The sequence below is a fragment of the Superficieibacter sp. BNK-5 genome, assembly GCF_047456055.1.
Taxonomy (GTDB): Bacteria; Pseudomonadota; Gammaproteobacteria; order Enterobacterales; family Enterobacteriaceae; genus Superficieibacter.
In genome coordinates, this window is record NZ_CP179893.1 from 1,288,535 (window position 1) to 1,302,438 (window position 13,904).

Consider the following 13,904-nt stretch of genomic DNA (forward strand, 5'->3'; position numbering starts at 1 on the left):
TGAGGATCGATCGCAGAGTTATCCTGTGGATAACTTTGTGCATAGAATTTTATGCTCGTATAAAAGAGAAAAAGCCTGAAGCGTTTACGTGGGTAAATTTCTTTATATTCATAGGATTATTGAGGATCCGCGGTTATTTCAGGATCAATGCTGGTAATTTAACCGATGTGGATATAAGTGCTATTTTTTTATTAGTCTGATGTGGGTAGTGTCACATTTTGCGCATTCGCTCAGGCTATTCACGCCCACAGCCTGAGCGAAGCATTAAAGCAGATTAATGAAGTGAGCCAAGCCGACCATATTGCTGACGGAATTCATCGACGGTCATTTTTTTACCATTGAGAGTGATGTAACCCTGGCTATATTGCGCGTCCAGTTTAACCGTATTGTTTTCCAGGGTAATGAGCTTAAACATACTCCCCAGCCCCACCAGGCCGTTAACGCCCTGAGTTGCCTTAGCTTTCGCACTTTCTTCAGATTTATGATCTGCGACCATCAAACCCTTTTTGCCCACTTCAATAGCCATATCCACGGGCAGAACCAGCTTAGCTGCAACGTATTTGAGCTGGCTATCCAGCGCCGCCGTTTCATTTGCGCTTTCATCTAATCGCTTATTGGTATCAGCAGCCTGATAATCCAGATTTAACGCGGCCTCGCCTTTCTCATTTTTCCAGTTGATAAGCCACTTCACTTCCGGCTCGCCTTTTTTCAGCTTGCTGGCATGCGACACTATCAACGCTTTTAACTTGCTACTGATATAGTTTGGATCTATTTGCTGAGCAGGCGTACTCGCGACAAGTTCTTTACCGAGCTGTCGGTAATCTTTCATGAAATCAGCAAAGGCAACAACATCTAATGAGGCGAGATCCATAGCGATTTTACCTCCACCGAAATCCTGCCCCTGAATGCTCAGCGAGGCGACTGCATATTCGCCTTTAGCATTCAGCTTTTTATTGTCAGCGGAAAGATCGACATTAGCACCAAAGCTCAGGCCATCTAATCGGGCGACAGGTTTGCCAGCCGTGCTAATACTTATGCTTTCAAAATCGAGCCGTTGATCGCCCGTCATAAAGTCAAACGGCGTCTTGTTTTGATGACCCGAAAACGTCATGCCCGGTACAACGACTTCAATGTTATTTTTACCTGAGAAGGTAATTTTTTTGCTTTTACCTTCATAATCAAAGGCGTTCATGGATGCATTAGTATCGACATGGTATGACGCGCCTTCGAACGTTAACGAATTGTTTTGGTCCTTATATTCAGCCGGTGCAAGGGTAATGTCAGATGAAATTGCACCGCCCCAGGCATAATTGATGATGGCCTCTACCGGACTTTTCCCTTTTGCACCGTCAAATGCCGTCCTGGTTAGTTCATTATTAATTAATGACAGTTTGGCTGAGGCCATAGCAGGCAGAATATTTCCTGAGCTAACACGGGCCAGAGGGAAAGGTCCATGGTCAACATCGACGTTTAATTGTAAGCTCTGGTTAGATTTTATCCCGTCAATGGTGATACCTTTTACCGGCGCGATATCAAGAATAAAATGGCTACTAAACCAACCGCGATGGAAATCTTTAACGGTTGAATGGATTTCGGCATCCAGTTTTTTACTGGTGTCGGCTGTTACCTTGTTAACCACAGCCTCAACATTCTTCTCCAGCTGTTTTCCGGTATACCATGCGCTACCGGTCCATACCACGCCAAGAGCGATAATTACGCCTACGGCAACTGTTGATTTCTTCATATTCATCATCCTTAATAAAATTGCTCCATTAATTCATGGAAGCTATAATTAATACAATAAAAACAAAAGGTTACAATATTTAGCACTATCGTTTTTTATGCGCGTGTTGTCCAGCGTTTGCGCTATTTTTTTATTCCAGACATAAAAAAACGCCTGAGGTATTCGCTCAGGCGTTTTTAACGTTTAAAGCAGCGTTATTTTTTCTCAACCAGCTGCTTCACGGTGTTTGCGTACTGCTGGATAAAGACATCCATATTGCTGGTGTCCATACCCTGCGGATTAAGCTGGTATTTACCATTCACGTACATTGCAGGCACCCCCTGGAGTTGCAGATCGGCAGCGGCTTTTTCCTGCTGAGCGACCAGCGATTTCACTACAAAGCTGTTCCATGCAGCGTCGTATTCTTCACCTTTAACGCCCGCATCAACGAATACCTTACGGATATCGGCGACAGATTGTACAGATTGCGTTTTTTGTACCGCGTTAAACATCGGGGCGGTGATTTTATCTTCCACACCCAGCGCTACCGCAACGGCCCATGCTTGCGTCATCTCTTTGCCCAAAGGACCAAGGAATTCAACGTGATATTTTGTCATCTTAGTGCCTTGCGGCAGCTTCTGTTTAACCGTATCCGAAACGTGCAGCACTTCTTCAAATTCATAGCAATGCGGGCAATAGAATGAGAAAAATTCCAGCACCTGTGGCTCACCAGCGGCCGGTTTATCAAGCGTGATGTATTCCTTGCCATCGGTGATTTGTGCCGCTGATGCGCTAAATGCCAGAATCATACCTGCCAGTGCCAGCCAAATTTTTTTCATTGGTAACTCTCTCCTGAATATAGTCATTAATACATTGGCGTTAATTGTAGAGGGGGTTCTTGTAGAACCCGAATCTGTTCGGTGAATATTTGTTTTTGTCTGTACCAGTAATCTTCCTCGGCAAGCCAGGGGAAGTTTGCCGGAAAAGCAGGGTCATCCCAGCGACGGATCAACCATGCCAGATAATAAACCAGCCTCATGGCACGTAAAGGCTCAATCAGTCCTAATTCATCGGAATTAAACTCACTGAATTCCTCATAGGCTTCAATGATGGTTTCCAGCTGCATGCGCTGCTCAGCTTTGTCTCCGTTCAGCAGCATCCATAAATCCTGGATGGCCGGGCCGCTGCGCGCATCGTCCAAATCCACAAACAGCGGACCGTCACGCCAGAGAATATTGCCGGCATGACAGTCGCCGTGTAAACGTAGCGACGTAAAGCGATTATGCCATTGCCCGTTAACAGCGTCGATCAGCGCATCGGTGGTCTGCAAGAACGTTTCTTTTTGCCTGGCAGGGATCAGCGTACAATTTTCTAATATCTGTCGTGGCGCGATCAGGTATTCCTGTACGCCTATCGCCGGGCGGAACTGAAAGGGGTGTTTACGACCGGTCTGGTGCAGACGGCCAAGATAACGCCCGACCCACTCCATTTGATCCAGGTTATCCGCTTCAAACTGGCGACCGCCCATGCTCGGGAATATCGCATAGAAAAATCCCTGATGGGTCAGCAGGGTTCGATCGTTAAATTTCAGCGGCGCAGCAACAGGGACATCATCATGCTGAAGTTCCAGTGCGAACTGGTGTTCTTCCTGAATCTGCTCAGCCGACCAGCGTTCGGGACGGTAGAATTTGACCACAAAGCGGCGGCGATCTTCATCCTGAAACTGGTAGACACGGTTTTCATAGCTATTGAGCGGCGTAAGCCCGGAATCCACCCGAATACCCTGATCGAACAGCGCATCCATGATGGTATCCGGATGTAATGTCTGGAATGTGAAAGCCTTGTCGTTCATCCTGGCATCCGAAAAAATACGAATGATTCAGGATATCATTTCACAGCGCTTTCGGAGGCTCCGCTTACAAGGTTTTACTCTTTAATTACGCCGCGTGCGCGAAGAAGTGCGGTTTTAAAATCCTCTTCATAATCTTTCTTAATACCCGGAATGACGGCATCTTTTGATGAGTCGCGCATTTTCAGGTGATAGATCAGGATATCGTCAGAAAGGTCGGCGAGATCGCCTTCGTATCCTGACTCCACAGCCAGTTTCTGTAAAAATTGAATAAGATTCAGCTCTGGCTCTTTTTGCCAGGCGGGCTGAAGAAGTTCAATCACTTCGTTAAGACGTTTACACTTCATAGCTTGGCTCCTTACTTTTCGTTAAGACACGTTAGCAGGGTCAATCCCACAATAAAAGAGGCGATATCAGTGGATCAGGATAGTGTAGTAACAGGCGTCGTGCTGGCTGGAGGGAGATCGACGCGGATGGGGGGCAGAGATAAAGGGCTTATTGAACTTCACGGGCGACCGTTGTGGAAATGGGTGGCCGATAAACTGTCTTCTCAGGTAGAGAACGTAGTGATTAGCGCGAATCGTAATCTCGATAGTTATCAGGCCAGCGGCCTTCCGGTTGTTCAGGATTCGCTGGCGGATTTCCCAGGTCCGCTGGCAGGGATACTTTCTGTAATGCAGCAGATTAACAGCGACTGGTTTCTTTTTTGCCCCTGCGATACGCCTGCTATCCCGGACGATCTGTTGTCACGTTTAGAGGCAGAGATAAAGGGATCTCCCGCCGTATGGGTAAATGATGGCGAACGCGATCACCCGGCAATTGCGCTCCTGCATCGGCGTCTTATTCCATCGCTTCAGGACTATCTTCGGGCGGGTGAGCGCCGTGTAATGGTGTTTCTGCGGCAGAGCGGCGGGCATTCTGTCGATTTTAGCGATCGCCCTGCGGCGTTTGTGAATGTAAATACACCCGAAGAGCTGGCGCACTGGCAGGAGAGACAATGATCCCTGTACTGGCAATTGCGGCATGGAGCGGCACTGGCAAGACCACGCTGCTTAAGAAACTGATCCCGGCACTCTGTGAACGAGGTATCCGGCCCGGCCTGATTAAGCATACGCATCATCATATGGATATTGATAAGCCCGGAAAGGATAGTTATGAGCTACGTAAGGCGGGTGCCGCACAAACGATGGTGGCCAGTCAGCAGCGCTGGGCGCTTATGACGGAAACGCCGGAGGAGGAGACGCTGGATCTGGCTTATCTGGTCAGCCGGATGGATCATTCCACGCTGGATCTTGTGTTAGTCGAGGGTTTTAAGCAGGAGAGTATCGCAAAGATTCTGCTTTTCAGAGCCGGTGCGGGGCATGAGCCAGGCGAGCTGACGCTGGATGCGCATGTGATTGCTGTTGCCAGCGATGTTCCCCTGGCGCTGGATGTGCCGGTACTGAATTTGAATGATGTCGGGGACATTGTGGCGTTTATTGAGCTGTGGATGGCGGGGCAGGAGAAACGATAGTTTTCTGCTTTGGCTTCGTTTTGCCCGGTGTGCTGCGGCCGCGCCTGTGGCAAGTGGCATAGCAACAGGGTTTGCAGTTCACAGACCAGCAGAAAGACGTTGCTATCTGGCGTGAGGGGGCGGGAGTCTGGCTGGTGATTACCGATGGGGAATGAGGGCATGACGGGTGGAAGTTTTACGACAGAAACGCAAAAAGCCCATCCGTCAGGATGGGCTTCTTACTTGTTTGATGCCTGGCAGTTCCCTACTCTCGCATGGGGAGACCCCACACTACCATCGGCGCTACGGCGTTTCACTTCTGAGTTCGGCATGGGGTCAGGTGGGACCACCGCGCTGTTGCCGCCAGGCAAATTCTGTTTATCAGGGTGCAGGCTGCACACTGATTAATCTGTAATCAGGCTGAAAATATTCTCTCAAATCCGCCAAAACAGCTTCGGCGTTGTAAGGTTAAGCCTCACGGTTCATTAGTACCGGTTAGCTCAACGCATCGCTGCGCTTACACACCCGGCCTATCAACGTCATCGTCTTTAACGTTCCTTCAGGAGACTTGTAGTCTCAGGGAAGACTCATCTCGGGGCAAGTTTCGTGCTTAGATGCTTTCAGCACTTATCTCTTCCGCATTTAGCTACCGGGCAGTGCCATTGGCATGACAACCCGAACACCAGTGATGCGTCCACTCCGGTCCTCTCGTACTAGGAGCAGCCCCCCTCAGTCTTCCAGCGCCCACGGCAGATAGGGACCGAACTGTCTCACGACGTTCTAAACCCAGCTCGCGTACCACTTTAAATGGCGAACAGCCATACCCTTGGGACCTACTTCAGCCCCAGGATGTGATGAGCCGACATCGAGGTGCCAAACACCGCCGTCGATATGAACTCTTGGGCGGTATCAGCCTGTTATCCCCGGAGTACCTTTTATCCGTTGAGCGATGGCCCTTCCATTCAGAACCACCGGATCACTATGACCTGCTTTCGCACCTGCTCGCGCCGTCACGCTCGCAGTCAAGCCAGCTTATGCCATTGCACTAACCTCCTGATGTCCGACCAGGATTAGCTGACCTTCGTGCTCCTCCGTTACGCTTTAGGAGGAGACCGCCCCAGTCAAACTACCCACCAGACACTGTCCCCACGCCAGATTATGGCGCCAGGTTAGAACATCAAACATTAAAGGGTGGTATTTCAAGGTCGGCTCCACGCAGACTGGCGTCCACGCTTCAAAGCCTCCCACCTATCCTACACATCAAGGCTCAATGTTCAGTGTCAAGCTATAGTAAAGGTTCACGGGGTCTTTCCGTCTTGCCGCGGGTACACTGCATCTTCACAGCGAGTTCAATTTCACTGAGTCCCGGGTGGAGACAGCCTGGCCATCATTACGCCATTCGTGCAGGTCGGAACTTACCCGACAAGGAATTTCGCTACCTTAGGACCGTTATAGTTACGGCCGCCGTTTACCGGGGCTTCGATCAGGAGCTTCTCTTGCGATAACCCCATCAATTAACCTTCCGGCACCGGGCAGGCGTCACACCGTATACGTCCACTTTCGTGTTTGCACAGTGCTGTGTTTTTAATAAACAGTTGCAGCCAGCTGGTATCTTCGACTGGTTTCAGCTCCATCAGCAAGTGACTTCACCTACGCACCAGCGTGCCTTCTCCCGAAGTTACGGCACCATTTTGCCTAGTTCCTTCACCCGGGTTCTCTCAAGCGCCTTGGTATTCTCTACCTGACCACCTGTGTCGGTTTGGGGTACGATTTCGTGTTACCTGATGCTTAGAGGCTTTTCCTGGAAGCAGGGCATTTGTCACTTCAGCACCGTGGTGCCTCGTCATCACGCCTCAGTGTTAACAGCGTTCCGGATTTACCTGGAACACCCACCTTCACGCTTAAACCGGGACAACCGTCGCCCGGCCGACATAGCCTTCTCCGTCCCCCCTTCGCAGTAACACCAAGTACGGGAATATTAACCCGTTTCCCATCGACTACGCCTTTCGGCCTCGCCTTAGGGGTCGACTCACCCTGCCCCGATTAACGTTGGACAGGAACCCTTGGTCTTCCGGCGTGCGGGTTTTTCACCCGCATTATCGTTACTTATGTCAGCATTCGCACTTCTGATACCTCCAGCAGCCCTCACAGGCCACCTTCAACGGCTTACAGAACGCTCCCCTACCCAACAACGCATAAGCGTCGCTGCCGCAGCTTCGGTGCATGGTTTAGCCCCGTTACATCTTCCGCGCAGGCCGACTCGACCAGTGAGCTATTACGCTTTCTTTAAATGATGGCTGCTTCTAAGCCAACATCCTGGCTGTCTGGGCCTTCCCACATCGTTTCCCACTTAACCATGACTTTGGGACCTTAGCTGGCGGTCTGGGTTGTTTCCCTCTTCACGACGGACGTTAGCACCCGCCGTGTGTCTCCCGTGATAACATTCTTCGGTATTCGCAGTTTGCATCGGATCGGTAAGTCGGGATGACCCCCTGGCCGAAACAGTGCTCTACCCCCGAAGATGAGTTCACGAGGCGCTACCTAAATAGCTTTCGGGGAGAACCAGCTATCTCCCGGTTTGATTGGCCTTTCACCCCCAGCCACAGGTCATCCGCTAATTTTTCAACATTAGTCGGTTCGGTCCTCCAGTTAGTGTTACCCAACCTTCAACCTGCCCATGGCTAGATCACCGGGTTTCGGGTCTATACCCTGCAACTTAACGCCCGGTTAAGACTCGGTTTCCCTCCGGCTCCCCTATACGGTTAACCTTGCTACAGAATATAAGTCGCTGACCCATTATACAAAAGGTACGCAGTCACCCCATAAAAGAGGCTCCCACTGCTTGTACGTACACGGTTTCAGGTTCTTTTTCACTCCCCTCGCCGGGGTTCTTTTCGCCTTTCCCTCACGGTACTGGTTCACTATCGGTCAGTCAGGAGTATTTAGCCTTGGAGGATGGTCCCCCCATATTCAGACAGGATACCACGTGTCCCGCCCTACTCTTCGAGTTCACAGCATGTGCATTTTGGTGTACGGGACTATCACCCTGTACCGCCGGACTTTCCAGACCGTTCCACTAACACGCATGCTGATTCAGACTCCGGGCTCCTCCCCGTTCGCTCGCCGCTACTGGGGGAATCTCGGTTGATTTCTTTTCCTCGGGGTACTTAGATGTTTCAGTTCCCCCGGTTCGCCTCATGCCACTATGTATTCATGACATGATAGTGTGACGAGTCACACTGGGTTTCCCCATTCGGGTATCGCCGGTTATAACGGTTCATATCACCTTACCGGCGCTTATCGCAGATTAGCACGCCCTTCATCGCCTCTGACTGCCAGGGCATCCACCGTGTACGCTTAGTCGCTTAACCTCACAACCCGAAGATGTTTCACTTCAGTGTTGCGAAAATTTGAGAGACCCACGAACAACTCGCGTTGTTCAGTGTTTTTCAATTTTCAGCTTGATCCAGATTTTTAAAGAGCAAATATCTCAAACGTGACTGATACAGTCAGTTTTGAGATACGTTTGGTTGTGCCTTTCACCCACAGCCAGCAAGTGGCGTCCCCTAGGGGATTCGAACCCCTGTTGCCGCCGTGAAAGGGCGGAGTCCTAACCGCTAGACGAAGGGGACACGGAGTGTCACGACTTCGCAGCCGTCTTGCTCGTTACTTTTTCATCAGACAATCTGTGTGAGCACTACAAAGGCAGGTTCTTTAAGGTAAGGAGGTGATCCAACCGCAGGTTCCCCTACGGTTACCTTGTTACGACTTCACCCCAGTCATGAATCACAAAGTGGTAAGCGCCCTCCCGGAGGTTAAGCTACCTACTTCTTTTGCAACCCACTCCCATGGTGTGACGGGCGGTGTGTACAAGGCCCGGGAACGTATTCACCGTGGCATTCTGATCCACGATTACTAGCGATTCCGACTTCACGGAGTCGAGTTGCAGACTCCGATCCGGACTACGACATACTTTATGAGGTCCGCTTGCTCTCGCGAGGTCGCTTCTCTTTGTATATGCCATTGTAGCACGTGTGTAGCCCTGGTCGTAAGGGCCATGATGACTTGACGTCATCCCCACCTTCCTCCAGTTTATCACTGGCAGTCTCCTTTGAGTTCCCGGCCGGACCGCTGGCAACAAAGGATAAGGGTTGCGCTCGTTGCGGGACTTAACCCAACATTTCACAACACGAGCTGACGACAGCCATGCAGCACCTGTCTCACAGTTCCCGAAGGCACCCCGGCATCTCTGCCAGGTTCTGTGGATGTCAAGACCAGGTAAGGTTCTTCGCGTTGCATCGAATTAAACCACATGCTCCACCGCTTGTGCGGGCCCCCGTCAATTCATTTGAGTTTTAACCTTGCGGCCGTACTCCCCAGGCGGTCGACTTAACGCGTTAGCTCCGGAAGCCACGCCTCAAGGGCACAACCTCCAAGTCGACATCGTTTACGGCGTGGACTACCAGGGTATCTAATCCTGTTTGCTCCCCACGCTTTCGCACCTGAGCGTCAGTCTTTGTCCAGGGGGCCGCCTTCGCCACCGGTATTCCTCCAGATCTCTACGCATTTCACCGCTACACCTGGAATTCTACCCCCCTCTACAAGACTCTAGCATGCCAGTTTCGAATGCAGTTCCCGGGTTGAGCCCGGGGATTTCACATCCGACTTGACACGCCGCCTGCGTGCGCTTTACGCCCAGTAATTCCGATTAACGCTTGCACCCTCCGTATTACCGCGGCTGCTGGCACGGAGTTAGCCGGTGCTTCTTCTGCGGGTAACGTCAATCGACAAGGTTATTAACCTTATCGCCTTCCTCCCCGCTGAAAGTACTTTACAACCCGAAGGCCTTCTTCATACACGCGGCATGGCTGCATCAGGCTTGCGCCCATTGTGCAATATTCCCCACTGCTGCCTCCCGTAGGAGTCTGGACCGTGTCTCAGTTCCAGTGTGGCTGGTCATCCTCTCAGACCAGCTAGGGATCGTCGCCTTGGTGAGCCGTTACCCCACCAACAAGCTAATCCCATCTGGGCACATCCGATGGCAAGAGGCCCGAAGGTCCCCCTCTTTGGTCCGAAGACGTTATGCGGTATTAGCTACCGTTTCCAGTAGTTATCCCCCTCCATCAGGCAGTTTCCCAGACATTACTCACCCGTCCGCCACTCGTCAGCAAAGCAGCAAGCTGCTTCCTGTTACCGTTCGACTTGCATGTGTTAGGCCTGCCGCCAGCGTTCAATCTGAGCCATGATCAAACTCTTCAATTTAAGTTTGATGCTCAAAGAATTAAACTTCGTAATGAATTACGTGTTCACTCTTGAGACTTGGTATTCATTTTTGCCTTTCGGCATTAAGAATCCGTATCTTCGAGTGCCCACACAGATTGTCTGATAAATTGTTAAAGAGCAGTTGCGACGCGCTTTAGCGCTGTGTCGCGAGGTCCCGTATAATACGTTTTCCTCATTCAGAGTCAAGCGTTTATTTTCGCTATTCTCTGTCGGCATTCCCGGAGGAGCCTGCTGACCCGGCGGCATGTAATCCGTTGTTCCGTGTCAGTGGAGGCGCATTATAGGGAGTTATTCCGGGCTGACAAGCATAAATTTAAAATAATTTACTAAGCGCGCTTTTTTTCACCAAATTGCTGCCTGATACGCCAGATAATCCTTCAAATGCTGTTTTTACCACCGACGCCAGCCACAAATGGCATACTAGAACGCGTGAAAAAAATTAAGGAACGGCATTTATGAAGCTAAGCGCACAGCAGCTGGCTGCTCAAAAGAACCTTTCATATGTGCTGGCCGAGAAACTGGCGCAGAAAATCTTGCAGGGTGTTTATGCCCCGGAGAGCATCCTGCCCGGTGAAATAGAACTGGGCGAGCAATATGGCGTTAGTCGTACCGCCGTGCGAGAGGCGATAAAAACCCTGACAGCAAAAGGAATGGTTTTGCCCCGCCCGCGCATCGGCACGCGCGTTATGCCGCAAAGCGACTGGAACTTCCTGGATAAAGAACTGCTCTCATGGTGGATGACCGAAGATAACTTTCAGGACGTGGTACAACACTTCCTTATTATGCGCAGCAGCCTGGAGCCACAAGCCTGCCTGCTGGCAGCAACGCATGGAAGCGCTGAGCAAAAAGCACAGTTGAATACTTTAATGGAGGAGATGGTCTGCCTTAAGCAGTATTTTCAGCGCGATCGCTGGATAGAGGTGGACATGGCCTGGCATGAACATATCTATAAGATGAGCGGTAATCCTTTTCTGACCTCTTTCGCCACCTTGTTTCAGTCGGTCTACCATATTTACTTTACCTCTATTACGCACAATGAAGTGATCAAACTCGATTTACATCAGGCTATCGTTGATGCCATTCAGGATAGTGATGGTCATCGGGCGCTGGCGGCCTGTCAGGCACTATTAAACACGCCGGATCACTTGTCAGGAACGAAGGAGTAAGCATGACGAAGAAAAAAGGGATCAGCATGGCCGGTTTGCCATGGATTGCGGCAATGGCTTTTTTTATGCAGGCGCTGGATGCCACCATACTGAATACCGCTCTTCCCGCCATCGCACAAAGTCTTGATCGTTCCCCTTTAGCCATGCAATCGGCCATTATCAGCTATACCCTGACGGTCGCCATGCTGATTCCGGTCAGCGGATGGCTGGCGGATCGTTTCGGGACTCGCCTGGTCTTTATGACGGCGGTCAGCCTGTTTACGCTCGGTTCTCTGGCTTGCGCACTTTCCGGCTCGCTCATGGCGCTGGTGATTTTCCGTGTGATCCAGGGAATTGGCGGCGCGATGATGATGCCGGTTGCCCGCCTGGCATTATTACGCGCCTATCCCCGCAGCGAACTATTACCGGTACTCAACTTTGTGACCATGCCTGGCCTGGTCGGGCCGATTCTCGGTCCGTTGCTCGGTGGTGTACTGGTAACGTGGGCAAGCTGGCACTGGATCTTCCTGATTAATATTCCCATTGGCATCGCGGGGCTGTTATACGCACGCAAATATATGCCGAACTTCACGACGCCCCGTCGCGGCTTCGATATGAGTGGCTTCCTGCTTTTTGGTCTTGGACTGGTCCTTTTCTCCAGTGGGATGGAATTGTTTGGCGAAAAAATCGTAGCAACATGGATTGCGCTGGCTATTATCGCGTTGAGCATCATTTTACTGCTGGGCTATATTCGCCATGCCCGCCGTCATCCGAATCCGCTTATTGCCCTGCCAATGTTTAAAACCAGAACCTTTTCCGTGGGTATCGTCGGAAATCTGGCAACGCGTCTGGGAACCGGCTGCGTTCCCTTTCTGATGCCGTTGATGTTGCAAGTCGGCTTCGGCTATCCGGCGCTGATTGCCGGTTGCATGATGGCCCCGACCGCAATCGGTTCTATCCTGGCGAAATCAATGGTGACTCAGGTGCTTCGTCGGCTGGGCTATCGCCGCACGCTGGTTGGGATTACCGTGTTTATCGGGCTGATGATTGCGCAGTTCTCGCTGCAATCACCTGCTTATCCCATCTGGTTGATGCTCATCCCGCTATTTATTCTGGGAATGGCCATGTCGACGCAGTTTACCTCAATGAATACCATCACGCTGGCTGACCTGACCGATGAAAACGCCAGCAGCGGCAATAGTATGCTGGCAGTGACCCAGCAATTATCGATCAGTCTGGGGGTTGCCATTAGCGCGGCGGTACTGCGATTTTATGAAGGTTTTGATAACGCGAATACCGTGGAGCAATTCCACTATACCTTTATTACGATGGGCGCATTAACGGTGCTCTCCGCCGCGGTGTTTATGCTGCTACGGCCGAAAGACGGACGGAACCTGATAAAAGAACGTCATTAACCGCGTGTCGAGCCGCGAACCACCAGCTCCGGCGTCAGTTGAACCCGCTGCTGTTGCTGATCGGGCTGCGCCATTCGATGAATAAGCACATCAATGGCCAGCTCGCCCAGTTCATCTTTTGGTTGATGAATGGTGGTCAGCGGCGGGGTCATATAGCGCGCCAGTTCAATATCATCATATCCCACGATCCCCATATCCTCAGGAATACGCTTGCCCGCCTGATAAAGCGCCTGATAAGCCCCCACGGCCATCGCATCATTGCCGGCAAAAACTGCCTCAGGCGGAACAGGATGTGCAAGCAACTGCTGCATTGCGGCAAAACCACCACCAAACTCAAAATTGCCGGTAATTTCGTATCCATCAGGTATGGCAAGACCCGCCCGGTGCATGGCTTTGCGATATCCCTCAAGACGCAGACGAGCAGGCGTTTTATCCAGTGGCCCCGTCAGGCAGCCAATTCGCGTATAGCCCTGGTCGATCAAATGCTGCGTCGCTAAATCGCCGCCCAGCAACGAGTTATCCTGAATCAGATCGCTGTCACCATCGAAGGGTGCCCAGTCCATCATTACGGTAGGAACGGAAGGATAACGCTGCATAATTTCTTGTGAGGGCTGATGCGTTTCGGTACACAGCAACAGCAGTCCATCGACGCGTTTTTGCATCAGCGTTTCAAGATTCTGATTCATCCGCTGCTCGTCGCCTTCGGTATTACACAGTACCAGGCTGTAGCCGCGTTCAAAACAGCTGCGCTCTACGCCACGCACCAGCTCGGAGTAAAACGGGTTGGTACTGGCGGTAATCAGCATTCCGATAGTCCGGGTCTGATTCAGTTTGAGGCTGCGCGCCAGCGCGGAAGGCGCATAGTTGAGGGTTTTAATGGCGGCAGCCACTTTGTCAGTGATGGCCTCGCTGACAAAGCGATCTTTATTAATGACGTGAGACACCGTTGAGGTGGAAACGCCCGCCAGGCGGGCAACGTCCTTCATGGTAGCCAATG

At 51.3% G+C, this 13,904-nt stretch carries 9 protein-coding genes, 1 tRNA gene and 3 rRNA genes; 4 read left to right on the plus strand and 9 right to left on the minus strand.

The window, feature by feature from the left end; all coding sequences use genetic code 11:
- Positions 1 to 274: 274 nt before the first annotated feature.
- From ACMGGS_RS06185 to ACMGGS_RS06200, 4 genes are all read right to left on the minus strand, one after another.
- Positions 275 to 1,744, minus strand: coding sequence for a YdgA family protein (locus ACMGGS_RS06185; protein WP_414165432.1), 1,470 nt, complete (start codon positions 1,742 to 1,744; stop codon positions 275 to 277).
- A 194-nt stretch (positions 1,745 to 1,938) separates the two neighbouring features.
- Positions 1,939 to 2,562: a thiol:disulfide interchange protein DsbA gene (gene dsbA, locus ACMGGS_RS06190; RefSeq protein WP_176919572.1), complete on the minus strand. Its 624-nt coding sequence runs from the start codon at positions 2,560 to 2,562 to the stop codon at positions 1,939 to 1,941.
- Positions 2,563 to 2,588: 26 nt separating this feature from the next.
- On the minus strand, positions 2,589 to 3,575 hold the full coding sequence (locus tag ACMGGS_RS06195) for a serine/threonine protein kinase (RefSeq protein WP_414165433.1): 987 nt from the start codon (positions 3,573 to 3,575) through the stop codon (positions 2,589 to 2,591).
- Positions 3,576 to 3,649: 74 nt separating this feature from the next.
- Positions 3,650 to 3,919, minus strand: coding sequence for a YihD family protein (locus ACMGGS_RS06200; protein WP_414165434.1), 270 nt, complete (start codon positions 3,917 to 3,919; stop codon positions 3,650 to 3,652).
- Between the two features lie 69 nt (positions 3,920 to 3,988).
- On the opposite strand from ACMGGS_RS06200, the gene mobA reads away from it, so the two are divergent.
- Both mobA and mobB read left to right on the plus strand, forming a co-directional pair.
- Positions 3,989 to 4,573 carry a molybdenum cofactor guanylyltransferase MobA gene (mobA, locus tag ACMGGS_RS06205; RefSeq protein WP_414165435.1) on the plus strand — a complete coding sequence of 195 codons (585 nt, stop codon included), beginning with the start codon at positions 3,989 to 3,991 and terminating at the stop codon, positions 4,571 to 4,573.
- Entirely contained in the window at positions 4,555 to 5,085 is a 531-nt protein-coding gene (gene mobB / locus ACMGGS_RS06210; RefSeq protein ID WP_414166211.1) for a molybdopterin-guanine dinucleotide biosynthesis protein MobB, read from the plus strand. Before mobA ends, mobB begins: the two co-directional genes overlap by 19 nt.
- A 231-nt stretch (positions 5,086 to 5,316) precedes the next feature.
- On the opposite strand, the gene rrf is transcribed toward mobB, so the two are convergent.
- The 4 genes from rrf to ACMGGS_RS06230 all read right to left on the minus strand — a co-directional run bounded on the left by rrf (position 5,317) and on the right by ACMGGS_RS06230 (position 10,326).
- Positions 5,317 to 5,432: ribosomal RNA gene (gene rrf, locus ACMGGS_RS06215) — 5S ribosomal RNA — on the minus strand.
- Positions 5,433 to 5,528: 96 nt separating this feature from the next.
- Positions 5,529 to 8,435, minus strand: a 23S ribosomal RNA gene (locus ACMGGS_RS06220).
- Positions 8,436 to 8,621: 186 nt separating this feature from the next.
- Positions 8,622 to 8,696 (minus strand) — tRNA-Glu (locus ACMGGS_RS06225).
- Positions 8,697 to 8,784: 88 nt separating this feature from the next.
- Positions 8,785 to 10,326, minus strand: a 16S ribosomal RNA gene (locus ACMGGS_RS06230).
- Together the 16S, 23S and 5S rRNA genes with 1 tRNA gene alongside form the textbook arrangement of a ribosomal RNA operon.
- 476 nt (positions 10,327 to 10,802) lie before the next feature.
- Between ACMGGS_RS06230 and ACMGGS_RS06235 the strand changes: the two genes are divergently transcribed.
- A complete protein-coding gene (locus ACMGGS_RS06235) occupies positions 10,803 to 11,513 on the plus strand; it encodes a FadR/GntR family transcriptional regulator (protein ID WP_414165436.1) in 711 nt (236 codons plus the stop codon).
- A gap of 2 nt (positions 11,514 to 11,515) precedes the next feature.
- Complete coding sequence (gene mdtD / locus ACMGGS_RS06240) at positions 11,516 to 12,907, plus strand: multidrug transporter subunit MdtD (RefSeq protein ID WP_414165437.1); 1,392 nt, start codon at positions 11,516 to 11,518, stop codon at positions 12,905 to 12,907.
- Here the strand turns inward: mdtD and rbsR are convergent.
- Positions 12,904 to 13,902, minus strand: coding sequence for a ribose operon transcriptional repressor RbsR (rbsR, locus tag ACMGGS_RS06245; protein ID WP_414165438.1), 999 nt, complete (start codon positions 13,900 to 13,902; stop codon positions 12,904 to 12,906). The genes mdtD and rbsR overlap by 4 nt on opposite strands.
- Between the last annotated feature and the right edge of the window lie 2 nt (positions 13,903 to 13,904).